Origin of the sequence: Sphingobacterium suaedae, assembly GCF_042684625.1 — a bacterium.
GTDB classification, from domain to species: Bacteria; Bacteroidota; Bacteroidia; order Sphingobacteriales; family Sphingobacteriaceae; genus Sphingobacterium; species Sphingobacterium suaedae.
On record NZ_JBHULR010000015.1, the window covers coordinates 365241 to 388686 of the forward strand.

Below are 23446 nucleotides of genomic sequence, written 5' to 3' on the forward strand. Positions count from 1 at the left end.
AAATCAATAAATCATTATCTGACCAGAAGGATCAGTAGACTGAGAGCGCTTGTCGCATAGCGCGGGTAATGTTGGCTTACGTACTCCCTGATCGCTGCGTTGGATTGTTTAAGATAATCTGAAACGGACTGCTGGCTAATTCCCAGAAGCTCGGCGACGTCGGCTTTGGAGCGGCCTTCATAGCGACAAAGTTTAAATACTTCTTTTTTTCTGGCGGGAAGATTATTGACCGCCTCTTCCAAAAGGCTGAGCTGTAGGAGGTGCTCTACCTCAGTTTCTTGTGCGTCATTGGAAGCTACGGGATCCGTAGGGTAGGTATCGACATACTCGATGGATGCCCTTAATTTACTGCGTAGTATATTGAGCGATCTATTATAACTGACAACGAACAGCCACCCACCTATCGAGTCTTTACCTTCGAATTTAAACCTGTTCTGCCACATGGAGAGAAACACATCCTGCAGAACATCCTCAGCCAAAGTTGGATCCTTAACAAATTTTAGGATGTTCGCATGGACAGCTTTATGGTACTGCAAGTACAACCGGTCAAAGGCTTTTTTGTCGCCTCTGACCAAGTGGTCGATATCCTGTTCCTCGTTAATTATTTGCGCCATGTCCGCTACTTTACCCTCGGTTAATATGGAAAATCGCAGCAAAACTATTGAAAAACGCCGGAGAGAAGGATTAATTTGATGTTATATAATTATTAAGTATTACCATTTTGTAGGTTCTAGTTTAGGATAGTACAATCAGACGGCACTGATTTTTTCTTTGCATCAGATTGTCGACTAAAAAAACTGTTGGGAAAAACATTGGATTTATACGAAAGGAGACTATTTTTTAAGATGAGGGGAAGTGTGTAGAGAAATCGGTTTGATCGTTAAGGATTAATCATCTATATAATAGAATACTACATATCTTGACAATTCGGATGCCACATTTGCATTGGAATCCATATGTTCAATGATTTACAATAATATAGAAACCCGAAAAGCCATAATGGAATCTTTGTGCCAAAACCAGTTTCTATACCATTGAATGAGCTTGCATATATACCACGTAAAGTGTTGCCGACACAATATCTTGATACTTTTCAAACCTACAAAGATTTGAAAAACATGCTATTTTCGTTAAGTTTACATGATATAAGCAATTTAATGATATTCGTTGAGTATAATATAGAGGATCATCCGATGTATACTTTTTAACGTAAGCTTTTTGTTTTTATAGTTCAAACATAGCACCTTTGTATAAAAAGTGAACATGACCTTTACAGCGATAGATTTTGAGTTGGCAACAGCTGCATATACCAGTGTGTGTGCGGTGGGAATAGTAAAGGTGGTCGACGGAGAAATCGTCCATCAATTTCATAGCTTGGTGCGTCCGCCCAAAAATGAATATATGTGGCAAACGACACGTGTGCACGGCATTAAACCAAAGGATACGGCAAACTCGCCGACATTCCTGGAATTATACCCCCAGATTGAAAGTTACCTGTCCGGTTCTCACATGGTGGCACACAATGAAAAGTTCGATCGTGAGGTGCTCATGAAAACGATGAAGTTCTACGGACTGGAGTACACACAATTAGGATTATCGCCCTTGTGGGATTGTACAAGTAAGATCTACAGATCTAAAGGGTTTAAAAAAACTAAATTGAGCATTTGTTGTCGTATTATGGGAATAGAGCTTAACCACCATGACCCGCTGTCTGACGCGAAAGCAAGCGCGCAGCTGTATCTGATGCGCGAACAGATCACTGCAGCCTTGGTGGAGCAACATTTTCCATTGGAAGAACAAAAAGCAAGCTAAGCGTTTATGGAAAGAATTATTAATGTTATCCTCTCTGGAGGCGTCGGATCACGGTTATGGCCTTTATCCCGAAAATCAAAACCGAAACAGTATCTCCCTATCTTCAACAACAAATCTCTTTTTGCTTTAACGATCGAACGGAACCAAAAGGTCTGTCAGCACGTGATGTTGGTCGGGTCGGTTCAGAATATAGATCTGGCGAAAGAAGATCTGCAGAAGGTATCTCATGAGATTATCGTCGAGGCCGTACCTCGAAATACCGCGGCGGCTATTGCCTTTGCAGCTTTTGCCGCTGGTCCGGATGACATCCTTATTGTCACGCCTTCAGATCATCTGATCGAGGGCGAAGAACAATACCTGCAGGCCATCAAGCGTGGGATAGAATTTGCGCGCGAAGGATTTCTGGTGACCTTCGGCATTAATCCTACCCGTCCGGAAACGGGGTATGGATATATTGAATCCGAGGGGAACGACGTGCTTTCGTTTCGGGAGAAGCCTAATTTCGAGACAGCGAAGGATTTTCTGAAAAGTGGAAATTTTCTGTGGAACTCGGGGATTTTCTGTTTCAAAGCATCGACCTTCCTGCACGAACTCGAACGTTTTGATCCGAAGGTGTTCTCCGCGTCAAAGACGGCATTCGAAGCGGCCAAAGACGGCGTGTTAGATTGGGATCTGTCTAAAAAAATTCCATCGAAAAGTGTAGACTATGCGATTATGGAGCGCAGCGACACCATTAAAGTGGTGCCGTCGTTTTTCCAGTGGTCTGATATGGGATCCTTTGACTCGTTATACGATTATCTCATTGCCAAAGGACATCCAAAAGACGAACAAGGAAATATTGTTATCGGCGAGACCAAACACACGGTTTTTTTAGGCGTTCAAAACTGTGTGGTGGTTAATACGGATGATGCATTGCTGATCATGGACAAGGCCTATGCTCAGGATGTCAAACATATTTACGAACAGCTCGAAAAAGAAAATTCGAATTTAATCTGATAGCGGTCTTGCGCGTCGGACACCGAACGACGCGGCGGTCTGATAAGAAACGCTATCAATCATCAATGAACTTTATAAAAAAGTAAATAATGATAAAAAAAATAGCTTGTATCGGTGCAGGGTATGTCGGAGGACCGACGATGTCTGTTATTGCGCAGAAAAACCCGCATATTCAGGTGACCGTGGTGGATATGAACCAAGCCCGTATTGCAGCCTGGAATGATCCAGATCTAGCGAACCTACCGATATACGAGCCTGGGCTGACCGACGTCGTTGCTGAAGCGCGTGGACGTAACCTGTTCTTTTCCACGGAAGTCGATCAGGCCATCCACGAAGCAGATATGATTTTTATTTCGGTCAATACACCCACCAAAACTTACGGAAAAGGGAAGGGTCAAGCGGCCGATTTAAAATACATCGAACTATGTGCACGACAAATTGCGGCCGTAGCGTCTACAGATAAAATTGTTGTTGAAAAATCCACGCTGCCCGTGCGAACGGCGCAGGCGCTGAAAAGTATTCTGGACAACACAGGTAGTGGTGTCAACTTTCATATCCTATCCAATCCTGAATTTCTGGCCGAAGGAACTGCTATTTCGGATTTGCATCATCCGGATCGGGTGCTGATTGGAGGAGAAGATGATCGCGCTATCCAGGCGCTTGTCGATATTTATGCATCTTGGGTGCCGGAAGATCGTATCCTGACAACCAATTTATGGTCGTCGGAATTGTCGAAGCTTGTGGCAAACGCTTTTCTGGCGCAGCGCGTATCCTCCATCAATTCCATTTCCGAACTCTGCGAAGCTACGGGAGCTAATGTGGATGAAGTGGCGAGAGCAGTCGGCAAAGACAGCCGTATCGGTTCCAAGTTCCTGAAAGCATCGGTGGGATTCGGAGGCTCCTGTTTTCAAAAAGATATTCTCAATCTGGTGTATATCGCCCGGTCCTACAACCTGCACGAGGTAGCCGATTATTGGGAGCAGGTTATCTTGCTCAACGATCACCAGAAAACGCGGTTTGCAGAGCGGATTATTCGTACCATGTACAATACCGTAAATGGAAAACATATCGCCTTTCTGGGCTGGGCATTTAAAAAAGACACCAATGATAGTAGGGAGTCCGCCGCGATTTACGTGGCTGACCACTTGTTGGAGGAGGAAGCACAGATCGTGGTTTATGACCCGAAGGTGCCCGCCGAACAAATTTACCGGGATCTAGATGCGTTAGGCACGCGCTCACCAGAGGACAATCGTCGTCTACTGCAAGTGGTGGAAAGTCCATCTTTAGCGCTACAGGATGCGCACGCTGTTGCAGTCTTGACAGAATGGGACGAATTTAGGACCTATGATTGGGCCTTGGTCAAACAACAAATGAAACGTCCGGCGTTTGTTTTTGATGGACGGAAATTGCTCAATCGAAAAGATCTCGAGGTACTTGGATTCCAGTATTACGCGATCGGAGAGTAGTATAGGCATGAATTTGAATCATCTGTAAGGAAATAGAGATTAGGGCGCTACTCAGGGTTAATAGGGGTATGAAGCCAATATATAATAAATAAACAATGAAAAAAATCTTAATAACAGGGGGCGCTGGTTTTATCGGTTCGCACGTCGTGCGTGAATTCGTGAACAAATACCCTGATTATCATATCTTTAATTTGGATGCTTTGACCTACGCGGGAAATCTGGAAAATCTTCGGGACATAGAGGATCGACCAAACTACACGTTCATCAAAGCGGATATTACCGATTCAACCGTAATTTCTTCTATTTTTATTGAACATCAACCCGATGCGGTTATCCACTTAGCGGCAGAATCCCATGTTGATCGCTCCATCACCGACCCACTAGCTTTCGTTATGACGAATGTGATCGGTACAGTCAATTTGCTCAATGCGGCGAAAGACATCTGGAAAGACAATTACGAAGGTAAGCGTTTTCACCACGTATCCACCGATGAAGTATATGGCACGTTGGGGAGCACCGGGTTGTTTACGGAGAATACGGCTTATGACCCACATTCCCCCTATTCCGCATCTAAGGCATCTTCGGACCATTTCGTTCGTGCATATCATGACACCTATGGGTTTCCTGTTGTCGTCACGAATTGTTCGAATAATTATGGGCCGAATCATTTTCCCGAAAAACTCATTCCCTTGTGTATTCACAATATTTTAAATAATAAACCGCTACCGATCTACGGTGATGGTAAGTTTACGCGGGATTGGCTGTTTGTCATCGATCACGCCCGAGCTATTGATCTGGTTTTCCACCGCGGTGCTAACGGTGGGTCCTACAATATCGGAGGATTCAACGAATGGCAGAATATCGACCTCGTTAGGGAACTTTGTAAACAGATGGATGAAAAGTTAGGGCGCCCAGCGGGGACATCGGCTCAACTGATTACGTTCGTTAAGGACCGGCCAGGACACGATCTGCGTTATGCCATAGACGCCAGTAAAATTAACGAGGAACTGGGCTACCAACCTTCGGTGACTTTTCAAGAAGGCCTCTCTATCACCATAGATTGGTACCTTAACAACCAGGAGTGGCTCGACCATGTCACCTCGGGCGATTATCAGAACTATTATGCGAAGCAGTATTCTTAGTGTGGAGGCAAATGAATGGGAGATAGCGGATTAATTATATTGGTTAGGTTAATTGCGATCAATCCCGCTGCGAACCTGCTTATCAACCATAAAAATAAGAAATGCATAACAACCACTCGGCTTCATTCGAGATAAGTAACTTTACAGGCTGACAGCACGCAATGAATATAACAGAAACTAAACTACAAGGGTGTTTTATTTTAGAGCCCAAGAAGATAGGAGACAGTAGAGGGTATTTTTTCGAAAGCTTTAACGAACGGACCTTCCACGATTTGACCGGTACGACAACACACTTTGTACAAGATAACCAGTCCTTCTCGACACAGGGCGTCCTTCGTGGTTTACATGCACAGGCTGGAGAATATGCACAAGCCAAGTTGGTTCGTGTTCTTCAAGGCCGGGTTGTGGATGTCGCCGTAGATGCCCGTTTGGATTCCCCTACATTTGGCGAACATGTGGCCGTGGAGCTCTCTGAAGAAAATAATCGACAGCTGTTCGTCCCAAGAGGTTTTTTACATGGATTTGTCGTCCTCAGTGAAACGGCGACATTTTTCTACAAATGTGATAATTTCTACAACAAGGATTCCGAGTGTGGTGTAAAATTTGACGATCCGGCTTTAGGAATCAAGTGGGGCGTACCTGCAGAAGCACTAATTATCTCCGAAAAAGACGCACTATTGCCCTCCTTTCAAGAGGTTTTCGGTAAGTAGTATCAAAAACTGTCAGTAAAGGTTGCTGGTATCTTACACGATATCGGCGCTTGCCATTCATAAGAAATACAAAATGAAAATACTAGTTACAGGAGCCAGCGGTCAATTGGGATCCGAATTGAAGCGTGCGCTTCATGAGGTAAGTCAAGAGATAAGCGGTATAGAAACATTTTTTTTAGACCGCAAAAATTTGCCGTTGGATCAGCTTATCCTGATACAGGATATCTTGGGAATGTACCAACCGGATATTATTGTTCATACCGCAGCGTATACAGCCGTCGACCGGGCCGAAAGTGATAGACAAGCGGCCGATACCGTAAATCATTTAGCCACGGCAGAAATAGCCCAATATTGTCATATTCACGGAACCAAATTGATCGCCATTTCCACCGATTATGTGTTCGACGGAGAATCCGATCAGCCACTAAAGGAGGATGCCCCGACTGCTCCCATCAGTGTGTATGGCGAAACCAAATTATGGGGAGAACAAGCTGTACAGAAGTGGGCTCCCGACAGCATTATCATCCGTACATCGTGGGTATATTCAAGTTATGGAAGCAATTTTGTAAAAACCATGCTCCGGTTAATGAACGAGCGCACAGAACTGTCTGTTGTGGCCGATCAAATCGGCACACCAACCTATGCCCACGATCTCGCTCAAGCTATTGTACAGATTATTCAGTCGCCGCAATGGCAACCCGGTATATACCACTATTCCAATGAAGGAGAAATTTCTTGGTACGATTTCGCTGTAGCCATACGCGATATCGCGGGGCTGTCCTGCGCAGTCCACCCCATACCGACCACCGCCTATCCAACGCCGGCCAAACGACCCCGATACTCCCTATTAGATAAATCAAAAATTAAAGCTACTTTTGGAGTAATCGTTCCAAACTGGCGGGAAAGCTTAAAACACATGCTGCATGCTTCCGAAAGAGGTGAATAAAAGGAGGCTATGGAAAGATGCCATCCATGACGGCCCTTGTTCGAGCCGTATGATTTACCCGGCCCAATAGCGGATAAATAATATATGAAGTAACGACTTGTCCACTCAATGACTTCACGATAATGAAAGGAATAATACTTGCCGGAGGTTCCGGTACCCGTTTGCACCCATTAACATTAGCTGTAAGCAAGCAATTGATGCCTGTTTACGACAAGCCAATGATCTACTACCCACTTTCTACGTTGCTTTTGGCCGGTATACGGGAAATACTGATTATCTCGACGCCGCAGGATCTGCCAAATTTTGAGAAACTCTTGAGAGACGGTTCACAAATCGGTTGTCGGTTCCAGTATGTCGAACAGCCAAGTCCTGACGGACTAGCGCAGGCGTTTATTCTCGGCGAAGATTTTATCGGTGAAGATAAAGTAGCCCTTATACTCGGTGACAACATATTTTATGGATCCGGTATGTCTCAGCTTTTGCAAGGCTGCGCCGATCCAGTGGGAGGGGTGGTATTTGCATATCCCGTTCAAGATCCCGAGCGCTATGGAGTTGTTGAATTTGATTCCAAGAGACACGTGGTATCAATTGAAGAAAAACCGACGGATCCAAAATCAAACTACGCAGTACCCGGTCTTTATTTTTACGATAATGAGGTGATATCCATTGCGAAATCTTTAAAACCCTCTCCACGAGGTGAGCTGGAAATAACAGATATTAACAAAGAATATCTGCATAGAGGACAATTGAAAGTCGGAGTTTTTGATCGAGGTACCGCATGGTTAGATACTGGAACCATACAATCGTTGATGCAGGCCGGACAGTTTATCCAAGTGATCGAAGAACGCCAGGGCATGAAAATAGGAGCGATTGAAGAAGTAGCTTACCGAATGGGGTACATCGACAAACAACAGTTATTGAAACTCGCAGAACCACTCGTCAAGTCAGGCTATGGAGAGTATTTAAAACGAATTGCAAACGAGAAGTAAGCTTAGGGGTGGAAAGGCCGTACGAGGGACAACGTTTACATAAATCATTACCGCTTTGCCCTACCCACAACCTTTCCGTCGCTTGCCGCGACAGGGTCTGTTCTTTCTTCTTGAAAAGAAAGAACCAAAGATTCAAGGCTAGGTTTCTTGGTGCTACCTCGCCTGTCATCGCCTAAACCATCCCAAACTCACTCCGTTCGAACAGGGGATGGTTCTTAACGGCGATTGACAACGGCTCGCTACGCAGTCGAAACCAAAGCCATTTTAGCGAACAGAGAATAAACGATAGCAGACCGTTATCTTACGCTTCCTTGCAACACCCCATCCTCAACAGAAAATTTAAAACCGCTTATCTACATCTCTTTGCAGTCCCCTAGATTAACAGAAAAATGTCGTCTTGGGATCATTGCGTCTGTAGAAATTTGCCATTGCACAGGCTACTAAGGATGCAAAAGATCCCCAGCGACGATTTTTGGTTCTTTTTGGGAAAAAGAACTGGCCTGTCCGGCCATAGAGGACAAAAGAAAACCCTACCCGGGCTTTAGGGGCGGAAAGGCCGTGGAAGGGCCAAACCGATAAAAAACATCACTGCCATAGAGGACAAAAAAGAAAACCCTTGCCCCGGGCTTAGGGGTAGAACAGTCGTGGGAAAGCCAAACTGATCAAACAACAAACTTTTCTCTTGTTACGTTGTTTTAAGAAAGGTGTAAAAAATTATAGACAATTATTGATGTATCGTTTTTTGCTTCTATCTCGTTTAGGTTCAGTAGGTCATGTACTAGACGCGCTAAACCCTGTCTAAAAAAATGGACGAATTACTGTAACTTTAAAACTACAATACTAGAAATGTACAACAACAAGTTTAAAAAAACATTAAATTTGTCCCGCATTTTAGCCTAAATGTACTGGCTCAATTCTTGTAAAAGGAAAAAAAACTATATGGGATTTTGGAATAACCTATTCGGAAAAAAGAAAGATACGGAAATTTTAAAACACAACCTGACTTGGCTAAGTTGGGATATGCATAGCCATCTTTTACCCGGCATAGACGACGGTAGCCCAGACTTGGAAACATCCGTTCGTTTGGTGGAAGGGTTGAAAGAATTAGGGATTAAACACGCGATCGCTACACCCCATGTGATGCACGGAGTACACAATAATACGCCAAGAACTATTCAAGACGCATATCATCAACTTGTTGGAGCACTGAAAGAGCGCGATATTACGTTTGATCTACATTACTCTGCAGAGTATATGATCGATGATCAACTGCCTGAAATCATTCATCAAAATACGATTTGTCCGATGCCGAACAAATGCATGTTGATCGAGATGTCCTACCTTTCCGAATCGAAGGCATTGTTTCAAACTATCAAGGATATTCAGGATCGTGGATATCAACCTATTTTGGCCCATCCGGAACGTTATAACTACTATCACCAAAATTTCAAGATATTTAAGGAAATCAAACAAACAGGCTGTTTACTGCAGCTCAACCTGTTGTCCGTTTCTAGGTATTACGGCGAGCATGTGAAGGGAGCTGCATTGATGTTGATCAAGTCGGGTATGTATGACCTCGTCGGTACCGACATGCACCACGAACGCCATCTCCGCGCCATCAGAGAAGTGCTCGCAAAATACAACCTAAAAGAATTATTAGCTAATAATCCCATTCAAAATAAGACCCTTTTCGGTAAACAAGACGATCTTTCCCTAGCTATCTAAATAGCACGATATTCCGTAAGGTGATGGCGCTGTCCGACAGGATAAAGTTATCACCTTATTTTATGCTTTAAAACGTCTTGATCGCTGCACCACTGCTGCCATTTTGCGATTTTACCTTGCTGCCCCTTTGCTATTTTTCAACCAGCAGGACACACTATTTTTTTTTTAAGCACGTTAATATAATTGATATATGCATCTGCCTGTTTTCTTAATGATGTATCACTTTATATTTATGACGACATTATCTTTTTATTTGATCGCTGCTTTCGTTTTATTTGCCATCGGGTTTACAGGATACCTTATGTATCAAAAAATGCTGTTCCAGCGGTTCAACTGTTATTTCAGTTTGCAACTCTCCTTGTTATGGGATCAGTCCGATCAAAAGCAAGACCAGCTCGCTAGAGGCTCTGTATTGCTGGAGCTTATGGAGAGCCGGGAGGAAACCAAAGGATTTTTGATCACGCGCGTACAGTTTTCGAAGAAAGAGTTTCATGTGCGGAACTTCGACAAAATTTATCTGGATACTCAAAATCCCGGACAGAAGCTGTCGACCGCCTTTTATATTGCTAAAAAGCATCTACATACGATCCGCGATAAAGATCTAGCGGTGGATCTTACGGGCTTTGTCGTACATAAGGATAACAAGCGCAGTCTCGTGCGCGTCCGTCAAACCCTGAAAATAGAAGGACGGGCACTCCCTGACGAGTGGGTGATTGCCAATGGCATTTGATGTTTTCATCGGGGGAGAGGCTTTTTCGGTAGAAGTCGCTCTGTAATAGGTTCTTCCCTTCGTCAAAATTCACAATTTCTTCATTTTGCCACATAGTAGAGTACATATGGACACGTTATTTTTGTTGTCGAATCTACAATTGAAATACGTAAAACGATGCAAGTCCTAATTATTACTTTAACGCTGATCTTCATTGCTGCTATTATTTTTGGAATACGAGAAAAATTGTGCTATATGCGTTTCCAGAAGTACCTGGATATGGACATCCGGATCCAGTTCTACGATGCGCAACAGGCTGTAGACGCCTACAAGCGAGGCTCAATCGTATTGGAATTACGGGATACCGATGCGCATATTAAAAGTGTAGTCATCACGCAGCTTCGGTTTAGTAATCCGGCCCTTCAGGTGACCACCTTGGATAATATCTATTTCAAAGCCCGTACGGACAAACCGCAGGTACTCTCGGTTAGCTTCCGCACCCGTCGGCGCGATCTGCAGGACATGAATAGAAAGCATGTACGACTTTATATTCGTGGACGAATGACCGACCAACAAGGGCAAGATAAAGTATTTAAAGCCAAGGTTCCATCCGTTTTAGATTCTTCAAACGACGCAATGTCACGCATTGAACCATTCCCAGCGTAAAAGCCATGGTTGAAGGAGCAAAAAATAAATGCCAACACACCGTAGCCTTACACCTCTTATCCCCAGCTATGAGTTTTTAAATCATAAATAGGCTTTGCAATAAATAATTCAAAACCGCTTATTTACATCTCTTTGCTGTCCCCTGGATTAACAGAAAAATGTCGCCTTGGGATCGTTGCGTCTGTAGAAATTTGCCATTGCACAGGCTATTAAGGATGCAAAAGATCCCCAGCGACGACTTTTTTGCGTACTTTTTTGAGAGAAAAAAGTACGAACCCAGCCCCGGCTTTAGGGGCGGAAAGGTTGTGTAGGGCCAAACCGAATAAGAAAGACATCACTCCGGCCATAGAGGACAAAAGAAAAGCCCAACCCCGGCTTTAGGGGAAGAAAGATCGTGGAACGGACAAACCGAATAAGAAAAACCCAAACATTTCTAAACGAACATAAAACAAAAACCGTATACTTGTTTTACATCTACAACTAGCCTAACAAATGGTCACACCTACAGGATTTAGAAACGATATTGTTTTTCTACGTTGCATTGCTATTGTAGCCGTGGTCCTCTATCATCTCCGTGTGCCCTATTTTAACGATGGCTACGTAGGTGTTGACATCTTTTTTGTCGTATCGGGCTACCTGATGACCAAAATTATCGTTCAAGGGTTGGAGCAGGGGACATTTGACCTGCTCGATTTCTACAAACGTCGATTACTTCGGATCTATCCGGCGTTACTGGTTCTTATCCTTTTCTTTTTCCTCGTACTGTACGCTGTCCTTGCCGTCAAGTTATACGACTATAGTCGCTTCGCGTTGTCCAGTAGCCTCTTTGTATCGAACGTGTATTACTACTTGTCCTCGGGTTACTTTCAGCCGGCATCGCAAGTCAATTTTTTGTTGCATACCTGGTCATTGTCCGTCGAATGGCAATTCTATCTGCTCTATCCGTTTATCCTTTTGGCTTTTCGTGCCAATCGGCAGAAACAGCGAAACCTAATTTACGTGCTGACGGCACTTTCCTTCTGTGCAATGTCGTATTTCCACTACGTCAATACCTCGTTTGCGTTTTATATGTTTCCTACACGAGCCTGGGAGTTATTTGTCGGTGGAATCGTATTTATGCATGAAGACGTCGTTAAGGAACGGTGGCCGTTGGTGGCACGTCAAGTCATCCTGATCGGTAGCGTTGTGCTTATTGGTGCTTTTATTGGCGGTATGTTCGGTACCGGGTTCCTAGCATGGCCATCCCTTTTCACGGTGGTTCCCGTTTTAGCTACGGCTGGCATATTGTTGGCAAACATCCAATTCAAGCTGTTCGCCAATCGCTTGATCCAATTTATAGGAAATATATCCTATTCCTGGTATTTGTGGCACTGGCCGTTGATCGTTCTCGCCACCTATTTTGCGTTTGATCGGCAATCCGGATGGAAAGAAATCATATTAGTATTGTCCCTGGCCATGGGCACACTTTCCTATCGTCTTGTGGAGCGGGTTTCGTGGTCTCCTCATCAACGGAAGGTCTTCGCTTTAAGTGCTGCCGTGGTCGTATTAACATTTTTGGGGACACAGGTTCCAATTGATCGACTCGTCTGGAATGCAGCAGAAGCAAAAATCATTCGCTTTGCCCATCGCTATCCCCGCGAGCTTGCCGCAGCGCAATTCCGTTTCAACGAATCCCATCTCTTATCGAAAAATGCCTTTGAGACCTTCGATACGACCCAGTTGCTACAATTTGCTTCCGGCAAAAAGAACTATCTTTTATTAGGCGACTGCCACGCAGGTATGTTTTCCCATACGCTACAAGAGCTGGCGGCTAAAAACAACGTAAACCTTTTACAAGCCACAGGCGACGAGACCTTTCCCGTGCCCGGTATTCAATCCGAATTCGAAGGACCTACAGCTTTGATGGACTATATGTACCACATTTATTTTCCGAAGTACCACCAGCACATCGACAAAGTAATACTTTCTGCGAACTACGTTGGATACCGTAAAAAGGAGCTTGATTATTATTTTGAGACCGTGGAGAACTATTTTAAGCGACTGCAAATACCTGTCGTTTATATCGGGCAAACCGAAAGCTACAACGTAGAATTTCCCGCTGTCCAAATCGTAGCATTGCGATTTGGCCTCGAGCCCGAGAAATTTCTACAGTCCCATCGCACCAATGCTAATAATTACCTTAAAGCATCCGCAATAGCCGATAAATACGTGGATGTGTACCAAGCCACTATCGTACAACCATTCAACGGCTCAGAAACCTATATGTACGACGCCGATCACTTCTCGACCTATGGAACCGATCAGTTGAAAGACATATTTCAGCAAAAGATATTTGATCACTAAAGATCCCCAGTGATGAGTTTTGAAATCATAAATAAGCAGTGCAATAAATAATTTAAAATTGCCTATCTACATCTCTTTGCAGTCCCCTAGATTATCAGAAAATGTCGCCTTGGGATCGTTGCGTCTGTAGGAACTTGCCATTGCACAGGCTACTAAGGATGCAAAAGATCCTCAGCGACGACTTTTATCAACAAGTTGATGAGCTCACTTCGTTCGGTTTTGCGTACTTTTTTGAGAGAAAAAAGTACGAGCCCCGCCCCGGCTTTAGGGGCAGAAAGGTAGTGGGGGACCAAACCGAATAAGAAAGACATCACCTCCGGCCATAGAGGACAAAAGAAACCCTTGCCCCGGGCTTAGGGGCGAAAGGTTGAGCGAGGGACAAACCAATCAAGCACACACCACCTTTAACAAAAAATTAATTTGCAAATCTAAAATACATCGAGTACTTTTGTTACTCAATCCTATTGAACCAATGTTAGATGCGTTAATCACATCAAAGACAAGACTTAAGCTGCTGATCAAATTCTTTGTATCAGCAAAGAACACGGGCTATCTGCGCGGCATTGCCGAGGAGTTCGATGAGTCTACGAATTCCGTTCGTAAAGAATTGAATCAATTGACGGATGCCGGATTCCTCGAAAAAAAACAAGAACAAAAAAAGGTCGTGTATAAAGCCAACGCCAAGCATCCGCTCTTTAATCCCGTACAGCGGTTGGTTCATTCCTTTTTAGGTATCGATAAAGTAGTAGATCAAGTGTTAGAACGAGCAGGCGATGTACAACAGGTGATTTTAGGAGGCGATTATGCCAAAGGGATCGAGTCCGATACGATGGAAGTAACCGTTTTGGGCGACAATATCAATAAAGATTATTTGCAGAATGTCGCCTTAAAAACGGAGGAGTTGATTCACAAGAAGATAAAGGTGAATTTTGAGAAACCAGATGCAGGCGGCTACATCGTTGTATACGACCGTGCGGAGGATTAAGATCTGGGATGGACATTTTATTCACCTCGAACGACCGGGGAAGAGAGATTTAAAAAGTAATTAACAAAAGGCGATAGAGCCACGCTTAACATTAAAAATAAGTAACAAAGATGTAACACTGGCATCTTTATTGCATAAAGCGGAGCAAACTCTACCGTATAGTTTATAAAATAAAACCGTGTACGCACGATAAATACAATCACGCATGGAAGAAAAAGTTAAAAAGAAAAAAGAAGACTATAACCCCGGTCCTCGTGTCGGTATTACCTTTTCCACCTTTGATTTATTGCATGCAGGTCATATTATGATGTTGGCAGAAGCTAAACGTCAATGTGACTACCTGATTTGTGGGTTGCAGATGGATCCCACGCTGGATCGGCCGGAGAAAAATGCGCCGACACAGACCGTTGTCGAGCGTTATATTCAATTGCGCGGCTGCCAGTACGTAGACGAAATTGTTCCTTATTCTACCGAGCAAGATCTCGAAGATATCCTGCGTTCGTTTAAACTCGATGTACGTATCGTAGGTGATGAATATAAGGATAAAGAATTCACGGGACGTAAATACTGTGAAGAAAAAGGTATTGAGCTTTACTTCAATAGCCGTGATCACCGTTTTTCCAGCTCGGGATTGCGAAAAATAGTTGCGGATAAGGAAGCGCAGAAAAACGGAAATAAATAACAAAAAACACAACCAAAAATCGAAAATAACATACATGAGTAAGATCCTAATCACAGGTGGAGCGGGCTTTATCGGTTCAAACCTGACTGAGTATTTTTTAGGCAAAGGCCATCAAGTTGTTGTATTAGACAATTTTGCGACTGGGCATCGCCATAATCTGCTCCAGCACGAAGGAAATTCTAATTTCGAATTGATCGAAGGGGATATTCGGAATACAGCCGATTGTGAAAAAGCTGTACAAGGCGTAGATTATGTATTGCACCAAGCTGCTTTAGGGTCTGTACCCCGTTCTATAAAAGATCCACAAACATCAAACGAAGTAAATGTGACAGGTTTCCTGAATATGCTTGTTGCGGCGCGTGATGCCCAAGTGAAACGGTTTATCTATGCGGCTTCTTCATCCACCTACGGCGATTCGGAAGCGTTGCCAAAAGTAGAAGATAAAATCGGTAAACCACTGTCTCCATATGCCATCACGAAGTACGTAAATGAGCTGTATGCAGAGATATTTTCAAAGACCTATGGTTTAGAGACCATCGGTTTGCGGTACTTTAATGTTTTTGGTCGTCGTCAGGATCCGAATGGAGCTTATGCAGCGGTGATTCCTTTGTTTGTGAAAAAATTTATGAGTCATGAAAGCCCGGTGATTAACGGAACTGGAGACTATTCCCGTGATTTTACGTATATCGACAATGTGATTCAAATGAATGAGCGGGCGATGTTGACCGAGAACCCGGATGCGGTTAATACGGTTTACAATACAGCCGTGGGCGACCGGACCACACTCAATGAGTTGGTTGGTTACTTAAAAGAGTTTCTTACAGCATACGATGCCGAAATCGCAAAGGTGGAGGTTATTCATGGTCCGAATCGTCAGGGCGATATCCCGCATTCCTTAGCTTCCGTAGATAAAGCCCGTCAATTGTTGGGTTATGAACCTACACATGTCATCCGGGAAGGGCTACAGGAAGCTGTCAAATGGTATTGGGATAATTTGAAATAAACATCTTACATCATAGGATGAATAGGGTTTGATTCAAATTCGGCCTGACCATCCCCAAAAAATAGAAAATTAGCAAAATGAAAAAAATAGCAGTTATCGGTTTAGGGTATGTTGGATTACCTTTGGCACGTTTATTTGCCACAAAATATCCAGTTATTGGGTTTGATATCAATCAAAAGCGGATTGACGAACTTCGTTTAGGGAAAGATTTAACGTTAGAGGTGGAAGACGATATTTTGCAGCGTGTTTTAGTCAACGAAAACCCTCTTTCCACATCTACAAGTGGCTTATATTGTTCAAACCAATTGACTGATATTGAAGAAGCAAATTTTTATGTCGTTACAGTTCCCACGCCGGTCGATAAAAATAATCGCCCCGACTTAACACCGTTGTACAAAGCGTCGGAAACAGTCGGAAAAGTGTTGAAAAAAGGTGATATCGTTGTATACGAGTCAACGGTATATCCAGGTGTTACGGAAGAAGAATGCATTCCCGTGTTAGAAAGAGTTTCTGGTCTGAAATTTAACGTAGACTTTTTCGCAGGGTACTCGCCCGAGCGTATCAATCCAGGCGACAAGCAACATACTGTCGAAAAAATATTGAAAGTTACTTCCGGTTCTACACCAGAAATCGGGCAAGAAGTGGATGAAGTATATAAATCCGTAATTTCTGCAGGAACACATCTAGCGCCGACAATTCGGGTAGCAGAGGCGGCGAAAGTGATCGAAAATTCACAACGGGATATCAATATTGCATTCGTTAATGAGCTCGCGAAAATATTCAACATATTAGACATTGACACGCACGCTGTATTAGAAGCCGCTGGAACCAAATGGAATTTCTTGCCTTTCAAACCGGGATTAGTAGGCGGTCACTGTATTGGTGTTGACCCATACTATCTGGCACAAAAAGCGCAAGAACACGGCTACCATCCGGAAATTATTTTGGCTGGACGGCGTTTAAATGACTCCATGGGTGAATATGTTGCATCTCAAGTGATAAAATGCATGATCAAGAAAGGGATCAATGTGAATGGAGCAGAAATTTTAATGTTAGGCGTTACCTTCAAAGAAAATTGTCCTGACGTACGGAATACCAAGATCGTAGACGTGATAGGTGCACTGGAAGATTATGGGGTAAAAGTAACGACTTACGATCCTTGGGCGAATCCAGCTGAAGTGGATCATGAGTATGGATTATCATGTCAAAACAGTTTGACAGATGGAGCCAAATACGATGCCGTGGTACTAGGTGTCGCACATAAAGAATTCTTGACAATTGATTTAGAGAGCTTGAAAAAAGATAATGCTGTTATTTACGACGTAAAAGGGATTATAGCTGATAGGGCAGATTCTAGATTGTAGGTGTTTCGGTTAGCAAGTTTGATATAAGGGATGTAAGTGTTAGCAAGAGCGTATGGGATTTGTAAAAGCTGCTAAAAGTGGTGTCGTTTGGACTTTTGCACAGCAGTTCAGTGTTCAAGCCATTAATTTCGGTGTTCAGATTGTTTTGGCTAGACTTCTGATGCCTTCAGATTTCGGCCTAATTGCCATGATAACCATTTTTGTAGCGATTGGACAAAGTCTGAGCGATAGTGGCATGAGTACTTCCTTGATAAGAAACTCGGAAAACAGCGAAAGGGATTATGGAACAGTGTTTATCACGAATTTGGCGATAAGCTTTATTGTGTATATTATTGTATATCTGGTCGCACCGTTGGCGGCCAGATTTTATGATCAACCTGTTCTTACAGAACTACTGCGGTTGTACGCTGTCGTTTTTTTAATTACCGCGTTTTCCGCTGTGCAACTAGCAAAATTTTCAAAAGAGCTTAAATTTAAGATACAATTTACTTATCAGCTTCCTTCTACGATCATCGGAACAGTCACAGGAATCCTTCTAGCATATCAAGGATATGGTGTATGGAGCTTAGTATGGCTTAATATCGCGCAAAATTTCAGTTTTGCATTAATTTTATGGTTATTTCACAGTTGGAAACCCAAGTTTATTTTTGATAAATCGCTTTTTTCAGGACATTTTAATTTTGGTTATAAGCTTACACTGTCAAGCCTAATCAATACGGTATATTTGAATTTGTACAAAATAATAATCGGAAAGCAGTTTTCAGCAACGAGTGTGGGATTTTTTACACAGGCCGACAGTTTACGGCAGTTTCCTATCAATCAGCTATCAATTGTATTAAACAAGGTGACTTTCCCGTTGTTTGCAAGTATATCGAATGATACTAAAAAACTGAGAAAAGCGTATGTAAGTGCGATGCGCTTGGTATTGTCTTTATCGGCAGCAATGATGTTGATGTTGATTGTAATTGCAAAGCCTTTATTTTTGACGGTGTTTGGAGAAAAGTGGTTGCCTTCGGTACCTTATTTCCAAATTTTATGCGTCGCGTCAATCTTTTTGCCAATTGGAACTTACAATTTAAATATCCTTAAAGTGAAGGGGCGAAGCGATCTGTTTTTGAAGGTGGAGATTATTAAAAAGATTATTGGAGTGACCTCGTTAGTAATTGCTATTCCTTTTGGAATTAAAGCAATGGTGTGGTCGTTATGTATTACTAACATCTTTTTTGCGTATCTAAATGGGTTTTTTAGCGGAAAATTTATAGAGTATGGAGTATTAAATCAATTGAAAAGCTCTTTTCATGTGGTACTTTTAGCAATTATCCCTGCTATGGTATGTTACTACCTACAATTGGAAAATTTCTATACGTGGTATCACAGTAGTTGGTTGGAAATTATCTTGTTATGTACGACTTATGTAATATTATATTTGCCTCTCATTTGGTTCTTTAACCCAGAATTATTTAAAGATTTGAAAACGATATTAAAAAGGTAATCATATGTTTAAAACAGATATATTATTCTCCGGATTTTACGGTCAACTCAACACCGGCGACGATGCATTCGTTGAAGTGGCGTCTTGGGGAGCAAAAAAATATTGGAACAAAGATCATAACAGATTTTTAGCAAAGGAAACTAATCTTCCAAAAACAATAACTCCTACAAAAGGTTATCCTTTTTCGATAAGAAATACTTATGGTTTGCAAGCTGAGTTTTTACTGAATAGATCTAAAGCATTTGTATTTGCGGGAGGCTCTACAATACATAGTAAGATGCCAGCTAATAGTATAAGAATGAAGGCTTTGGAGAAACGGCAAAAAAAATACGAATTTCGTCTTGGAGCGATAGGCGTTTCTGTCGGTCCGTTTAAAACGGCCAGTGATGAGGCTGCCGTTATCGAATATCTAAAACGTATGGATTTTTTAGCTGTTAGAGATCAAGCGTCTTTCGATTATGTGAGTTCTCTTTCTCTACCTTTTACTCCTGTAAACGCGTTTGATTTAGCAGCCCTTTTACCTGAGATTTATGATTACCAGCCAAGTAGTTTTCAACAAAGCGTTAAGAAATGTGTGGGTATCAGTGTGTGCCCTTATGAATCCGTTCAAAAAGGTCTTGATCCAGAAGATGAAATTAGACGGAACAATATGCTAGTAGATTTGATAAAGGAACTTAGTAAAGAAGATGATCTTCATTTTAAATTTTATATTATAAACGGAAGTGAAAAAATTGGCGACCAAAAGCTAACTTTGGAAACAATTGCTAAAGCCAATCCTAAAAGTTACGAAGTTATTGCTTATTCCTCTTCTACAGAGTCAATTTGGAGATCGATTGCCGATTGTGATTTTATTGTTTCAACTAGACTACACGCTGCAATTTTCGCTTGTTTCGCTGGGACACCATTCATGCTAAACGAATACCACCGAAAGTGCTCAGACTTTTTAGACAGCGTTGGCTATCCTACAAAATATCGGTTGTATAATTCTGAATATTCTATCAAGGAGAAAGCTGATATGATAATAGATGTTGTTCGTGACAAAAGGAAATATAGCACCCCCATAAAAGTAGAACAAATGAGAGATCAAGCTAAGTTAAATTTTATCAAGATACAGTTGTAATATGTTTTCTGTAATAATACCTTTATATAATAAGGAAATTAGTATTCTAAATACGGTAAATAGTGTTCTTGAACAAACTTTTAAAAACTTTGAAATCATTATAGTAAACGACGGATCGACAGATAACAGTCTAAATTTGATACAAACACTGGAGGATCCAAGAATAAAAGTTATTGACCAGCTAAATGCAGGAGTTTCAATGGCTCGAAATCGAGGTATAAAGGAGTCCAAATTTGAGTGGATCACTTTCTTGGACGCAGACGATTTATGGAAGTCGATCCACTTAGAAACTCTCAAAAACTTGATTGATTATCATAATGAAGACAAGGTTTTTTGTACATCATTTGTTCGAAGCAACGAAAGGGTTAAGGATAGCAATGATACTTCGGTATTTGTTATAGATGATTACTTTAGAGAAGCTATTAAAGAATCTTTCTTTTGGACATCAGTCACGTGTATACATAAATCAGTCTTTGGTCAGGTTGGTGTATTTCCGAAGGGGATTAGTCGTGGCGAGGATTTGGATTTATGGCAACGTATTGGGCGAGATTACAGATTTATTAAAAGTAACCGTGTCACAGCAATATATCGCATAGATTCAGAAAATAAACTTACAACATCTTCTTTTGATTATAAGAAATCAGCATTATCATTAGATCACAAAAGAGTTCGATATTTCACACGCCAGTCGGAAAAGGATTACCATATCTCGACTTTGAAACGTTATGTAAGAACTTTTTTAATGCGACTTGATTTTAAGTCGGCAATCAAAACTTTAAATAAACTAATTTTTATGTTGTTTAAGCCGGTTAAACATGATTAATAAGATTAAAGACATAGTAAAAAATGTAGAACAAAGTTATCGCTTTAACCGAGTTACAAAAGCATTTGAGCGACGATACTTGAATGTTAACCCCGATTTGTTTAAAGAGACAATAGATGGGGATTTAATCAAGCAATATGAAATGAAGTGGAGCGTTTTTGGGAAGAAAGTGGAAACTAAAACTTTTCGATTATGTTATAATTTGTCGGGGATTGCAGATCTCAATATAGTACCAGAAAACTTGTTTGCATCTGTGATAGAGCCAAGATTAAACCGTTATGCAATATCAAACTTTTTGGAGATAAAAAACGTATATAATAAATGGTTTCGTTCAAGTGAACATTTTCCTAAAGCATTTTTTCATAAAATAGATGGTATCTATTATAACAACGACTATCAAATTATCAACGATATCGACCATTATTTATCGCAGAATAGATTAGAACTTCCTGTCATTATTAAAGCAAGTAAAGACACTTATGGCGGCACAGATGTAAGGTTTATTAAACGTCCCGAGGATGTAAAAATTGCGTTGAGTGAATTTAAAAACTTAGTTTGTCAAGAGGTGATAAAGCAATCAAAATTCCTTGAAGATATAAATAGTTCATCAATTAATACAATTAGAACGTGTCTTTATAGAAATGATCAAGGGAGCTTTGAAGTTTTAAATAATTCGATACGTTTTGGTGTAAACGGAAGTTTGGATAATGAAACGTCAGGTGGAATTGTATGTAATATAAACGAAAATGGGATGCTACACACTTATGCAGTTGATAAGTATGCCAATAAGTTTGTTGAGCATCCCAATACCTGTGCCAAATTTTTATCACTAAAGATTCCATTTTATGATGAACTTAATCAAGTTGCTATCAAAATTGCTAATGAACTGATTTATTGTAATTTAGCTAGTCTTGATATGTGCCTAGATATGAACAATAATTGGCGTTGTATAGAGGTTAATTTGCGAGGGCAGACTATTCGATTTGCGCAATACGCTGGCAAAGGTTTCTTTGGCAAACATACGGATGACGTGATAAAAAAGGTTCGCGACATATAGCATACTAGTTAATCAATAACATTTAACAAGACTATCATTCCAGGGGCGCTATAGAAAATTTTGATAAACATTTATAAAATAAAATCATGTTTAGAAAGACATTAGCTTATTGTTATCGACAGATTTTTAATAGGAAAATACTTGATGTTGTTAAGAATTTAAAAAAGTCAGATATTTTAGCAACGGATGAAAATCTGGCGATTCAAATTAAAAGTCTCAAAAAAGTTTTGCAAAATGCGGCTTCAAATATTCCTTATTATAGTCTCGAATTCAATCTCGATCTAGATAATTTGACTTATGATAATTTTCGTAAGCTGCCTATCTTAACTAAAGCTATAATTAGAGAGAATTCCGGAGAATTACTAAATTCAGCTTATAAAAATATTGATACTGCTGTGAAGAATACTTCTGGGGGCTCAACAGGGGAACCCGTGGAATTTTATCGTACTGAGGAGCAGGCAGTCCACGGAATGGCCAATTACTATTATGCCCTTTATCTCAATAAAGTTGATATTTTTGATTGTTCGGTTGATTTATGGGGAGCAGAGAGAGATATGTATGGTGGATCAAAATTTAATTTTAAGTTTTTTCTACAAAACAAGTACATGCTTAATACTTTTGTACTAAGCGATGCCATAATAAAGGAATATGTTGACCGATTGAATCGTATCAAACCTAAATTTATAAAGGCGTATGTGCATTCTATTTATGACATGGCAAGATATATTAATAGAAATAATATAAAAATAAATTTTGCACCTGTTATCCATTGTACTACAGGTCCATTGTACCCAGAGATGAGGGATGAGATCAAACGTGCATTCAATCAAGCTCACGTATATAATTTTTATGGATCAAGAGAAGTTTCTGCTATCGCTACAGAAGCTAGTGGACATGATGGTATGAATGTGTTGTTTGATAATGTTTTTGTAGAAATTCTAGATGATAACGATGAACCTGTTGGTATAGGACAAGAAGGTAATATTGTCATAACGACCCTGAACAATGATTATATGCCTTTAATAAGGTACAAAATCGGCGATAGAGGCATCAAAGGGGATGATGTGGCCTTTGGTACGCTTAAACTAACTAAAGTAGTGGGAAGAACTTTAGGAGTTATATACAAAAAAAATGGCACAAAACTAGACGGACAGTTTTTTACAACGCTTTTTTTTAATAAAAAAGGAATCAAGAATTTTCAATTGATTCAAGAGACGTTAAATAAACTTACTGTGAACATCGTTAAAACAGAACTGTACGATGAGGACGAATTAAATAAAATACTCGAAAGGATTAATATAGAATTAGGGACGGATGTTGATGTAGATTTACATTTTGTTCCGAAAATCGATTTGACAAGCACAGGGAAAATAATGTACGTTTATTCGAAGTTAGATAAATAGAAGGGAGAGATCT

21 protein-coding genes are annotated in these 23446 nt (G+C 41.2%); 20 read left to right on the forward strand and 1 reads right to left on the reverse strand.

What is annotated here, in order from left to right:
* Positions 1 to 14: 14 nt before the first annotated feature.
* A complete protein-coding gene (locus ACFSR5_RS17255; protein WP_380905714.1) occupies positions 15 to 614 on the reverse strand; it encodes an RNA polymerase sigma factor in 600 nt (199 codons plus the stop codon).
* Between the two features lie 649 nt (positions 615 to 1263).
* On the opposite strand from ACFSR5_RS17255, the gene ACFSR5_RS17260 reads away from it, so the two are divergent.
* From ACFSR5_RS17260 to ACFSR5_RS17355, 20 genes are all read left to right on the forward strand, one after another.
* Positions 1264 to 1812: a 3'-5' exonuclease gene (locus ACFSR5_RS17260; RefSeq protein ID WP_380905715.1), complete on the forward strand. Its 549-nt coding sequence runs from the start codon at positions 1264 to 1266 to the stop codon at positions 1810 to 1812.
* 6 nt (positions 1813 to 1818) lie between these two features.
* Positions 1819 to 2808 (forward strand): mannose-1-phosphate guanylyltransferase, encoded by a 990-nt coding sequence (locus ACFSR5_RS17265; RefSeq protein ID WP_380905716.1) that lies wholly within the window; start codon positions 1819 to 1821, stop codon positions 2806 to 2808.
* 89 nt (positions 2809 to 2897) lie between these two features.
* Positions 2898 to 4274, forward strand: a complete 1377-nt coding sequence (locus tag ACFSR5_RS17270) for a nucleotide sugar dehydrogenase (RefSeq protein ID WP_380905717.1) — start codon at positions 2898 to 2900, stop codon at positions 4272 to 4274.
* Between the two features lie 95 nt (positions 4275 to 4369).
* Positions 4370 to 5416, forward strand: a complete 1047-nt coding sequence (gene rfbB / locus ACFSR5_RS17275) for a dTDP-glucose 4,6-dehydratase (RefSeq protein ID WP_380905718.1) — start codon at positions 4370 to 4372, stop codon at positions 5414 to 5416.
* A gap of 161 nt (positions 5417 to 5577) precedes the next feature.
* Positions 5578 to 6126: a dTDP-4-dehydrorhamnose 3,5-epimerase gene (gene rfbC / locus ACFSR5_RS17280; protein WP_380905719.1), complete on the forward strand. Its 549-nt coding sequence runs from the start codon at positions 5578 to 5580 to the stop codon at positions 6124 to 6126.
* A 73-nt stretch (positions 6127 to 6199) separates the two neighbouring features.
* Positions 6200 to 7072: a dTDP-4-dehydrorhamnose reductase gene (gene rfbD / locus ACFSR5_RS17285; RefSeq protein ID WP_380905720.1), complete on the forward strand. Its 873-nt coding sequence runs from the start codon at positions 6200 to 6202 to the stop codon at positions 7070 to 7072.
* A gap of 122 nt (positions 7073 to 7194) precedes the next feature.
* The gene (gene rfbA, locus ACFSR5_RS17290) at positions 7195 to 8061 is read left to right on the forward strand and encodes a glucose-1-phosphate thymidylyltransferase RfbA (RefSeq protein WP_380905721.1); all 867 of its coding nucleotides are present in this window, start codon (positions 7195 to 7197) and stop codon (positions 8059 to 8061) included.
* 939 nt (positions 8062 to 9000) lie between these two features.
* Positions 9001 to 9786, forward strand: a complete 786-nt coding sequence (locus ACFSR5_RS17295) for a tyrosine-protein phosphatase (protein WP_380905722.1) — start codon at positions 9001 to 9003, stop codon at positions 9784 to 9786.
* Between the two features lie 232 nt (positions 9787 to 10018).
* Positions 10019 to 10516, forward strand: coding sequence for a hypothetical protein (locus tag ACFSR5_RS17300; RefSeq protein ID WP_380905723.1), 498 nt, complete (start codon positions 10019 to 10021; stop codon positions 10514 to 10516).
* 156 nt (positions 10517 to 10672) lie between these two features.
* Positions 10673 to 11161, forward strand: coding sequence for a hypothetical protein (locus ACFSR5_RS17305; protein ID WP_380905724.1), 489 nt, complete (start codon positions 10673 to 10675; stop codon positions 11159 to 11161).
* Between the two features lie 492 nt (positions 11162 to 11653).
* Positions 11654 to 13504, forward strand: a complete 1851-nt coding sequence (locus tag ACFSR5_RS17310) for an acyltransferase family protein (RefSeq protein WP_380905725.1) — start codon at positions 11654 to 11656, stop codon at positions 13502 to 13504.
* 472 nt (positions 13505 to 13976) lie between these two features.
* Positions 13977 to 14489: a winged helix-turn-helix domain-containing protein gene (locus ACFSR5_RS17315; protein WP_380905726.1), complete on the forward strand. Its 513-nt coding sequence runs from the start codon at positions 13977 to 13979 to the stop codon at positions 14487 to 14489.
* A 205-nt stretch (positions 14490 to 14694) separates the two neighbouring features.
* Entirely contained in the window at positions 14695 to 15171 is a 477-nt protein-coding gene (locus ACFSR5_RS17320; protein ID WP_380905727.1) for an adenylyltransferase/cytidyltransferase family protein, read from the forward strand.
* Positions 15172 to 15205: 34 nt separating this feature from the next.
* A complete protein-coding gene (locus ACFSR5_RS17325) occupies positions 15206 to 16174 on the forward strand; it encodes an SDR family oxidoreductase (protein WP_380905728.1) in 969 nt (322 codons plus the stop codon).
* Between the two features lie 77 nt (positions 16175 to 16251).
* Positions 16252 to 17538: a nucleotide sugar dehydrogenase gene (locus ACFSR5_RS17330; protein WP_380905729.1), complete on the forward strand. Its 1287-nt coding sequence runs from the start codon at positions 16252 to 16254 to the stop codon at positions 17536 to 17538.
* Positions 17539 to 17590: 52 nt separating this feature from the next.
* Positions 17591 to 19030, forward strand: coding sequence for a lipopolysaccharide biosynthesis protein (locus tag ACFSR5_RS17335; protein ID WP_380905730.1), 1440 nt, complete (start codon positions 17591 to 17593; stop codon positions 19028 to 19030).
* Positions 19031 to 19034: 4 nt separating this feature from the next.
* Positions 19035 to 20150, forward strand: a complete 1116-nt coding sequence (locus ACFSR5_RS17340; protein ID WP_380905731.1) for a polysaccharide pyruvyl transferase family protein — start codon at positions 19035 to 19037, stop codon at positions 20148 to 20150.
* Position 20151: 1 nt separating this feature from the next.
* Positions 20152 to 20973, forward strand: coding sequence for a glycosyltransferase family 2 protein (locus ACFSR5_RS17345; protein ID WP_380905732.1), 822 nt, complete (start codon positions 20152 to 20154; stop codon positions 20971 to 20973).
* Complete coding sequence (locus tag ACFSR5_RS17350; RefSeq protein ID WP_380905733.1) at positions 20966 to 22030, forward strand: sugar-transfer associated ATP-grasp domain-containing protein; 1065 nt, start codon at positions 20966 to 20968, stop codon at positions 22028 to 22030. The genes ACFSR5_RS17345 and ACFSR5_RS17350 overlap by 8 nt, the downstream gene beginning before the upstream one ends.
* A gap of 86 nt (positions 22031 to 22116) precedes the next feature.
* Positions 22117 to 23433, forward strand: a complete 1317-nt coding sequence (locus tag ACFSR5_RS17355; RefSeq protein ID WP_380905734.1) for a phenylacetate--CoA ligase family protein — start codon at positions 22117 to 22119, stop codon at positions 23431 to 23433.
* The last annotated feature ends 13 nt before the right edge of the window (positions 23434 to 23446 follow it).

Coding starts and splice junctions, on each gene's coding strand:
- rfbD (WP_380905720.1), top strand. CDS start 6,200: ATGAAAATACTAGTTACAGGAGCCAGCGGTCAATTGGGATCCGAATTG.
- ACFSR5_RS17300 (WP_380905723.1), top strand. CDS start 10,019: ATGACGACATTATCTTTTTATTTGATCGCTGCTTTCGTTTTATTTGCC.
- ACFSR5_RS17265 (WP_380905716.1), top strand. CDS start 1,819: ATGGAAAGAATTATTAATGTTATCCTCTCTGGAGGCGTCGGATCACGG.
- ACFSR5_RS17355 (WP_380905734.1), top strand. CDS start 22,117: ATGTTTAGAAAGACATTAGCTTATTGTTATCGACAGATTTTTAATAGG.
- ACFSR5_RS17260 (WP_380905715.1), top strand. CDS start 1,264: ATGACCTTTACAGCGATAGATTTTGAGTTGGCAACAGCTGCATATACC.
- ACFSR5_RS17255 (WP_380905714.1), bottom strand. CDS start 614: ATGGCGCAAATAATTAACGAGGAACAGGATATCGACCACTTGGTCAGA.
- rfbB (WP_380905718.1), top strand. CDS start 4,370: ATGAAAAAAATCTTAATAACAGGGGGCGCTGGTTTTATCGGTTCGCAC.
- ACFSR5_RS17270 (WP_380905717.1), top strand. CDS start 2,898: ATGATAAAAAAAATAGCTTGTATCGGTGCAGGGTATGTCGGAGGACCG.
- rfbC (WP_380905719.1), top strand. CDS start 5,578: ATGAATATAACAGAAACTAAACTACAAGGGTGTTTTATTTTAGAGCCC.
- ACFSR5_RS17330 (WP_380905729.1), top strand. CDS start 16,252: ATGAAAAAAATAGCAGTTATCGGTTTAGGGTATGTTGGATTACCTTTG.
- ACFSR5_RS17305 (WP_380905724.1), top strand. CDS start 10,673: ATGCAAGTCCTAATTATTACTTTAACGCTGATCTTCATTGCTGCTATT.
- ACFSR5_RS17310 (WP_380905725.1), top strand. CDS start 11,654: ATGGTCACACCTACAGGATTTAGAAACGATATTGTTTTTCTACGTTGC.
- ACFSR5_RS17315 (WP_380905726.1), top strand. CDS start 13,977: ATGTTAGATGCGTTAATCACATCAAAGACAAGACTTAAGCTGCTGATC.
- ACFSR5_RS17350 (WP_380905733.1), top strand. CDS start 20,966: ATGATTAATAAGATTAAAGACATAGTAAAAAATGTAGAACAAAGTTAT.
- rfbA (WP_380905721.1), top strand. CDS start 7,195: ATGAAAGGAATAATACTTGCCGGAGGTTCCGGTACCCGTTTGCACCCA.
- ACFSR5_RS17320 (WP_380905727.1), top strand. CDS start 14,695: ATGGAAGAAAAAGTTAAAAAGAAAAAAGAAGACTATAACCCCGGTCCT.
- ACFSR5_RS17340 (WP_380905731.1), top strand. CDS start 19,035: ATGTTTAAAACAGATATATTATTCTCCGGATTTTACGGTCAACTCAAC.
- ACFSR5_RS17325 (WP_380905728.1), top strand. CDS start 15,206: ATGAGTAAGATCCTAATCACAGGTGGAGCGGGCTTTATCGGTTCAAAC.
- ACFSR5_RS17345 (WP_380905732.1), top strand. CDS start 20,152: ATGTTTTCTGTAATAATACCTTTATATAATAAGGAAATTAGTATTCTA.
- ACFSR5_RS17335 (WP_380905730.1), top strand. CDS start 17,591: ATGGGATTTGTAAAAGCTGCTAAAAGTGGTGTCGTTTGGACTTTTGCA.
- ACFSR5_RS17295 (WP_380905722.1), top strand. CDS start 9,001: ATGGGATTTTGGAATAACCTATTCGGAAAAAAGAAAGATACGGAAATT.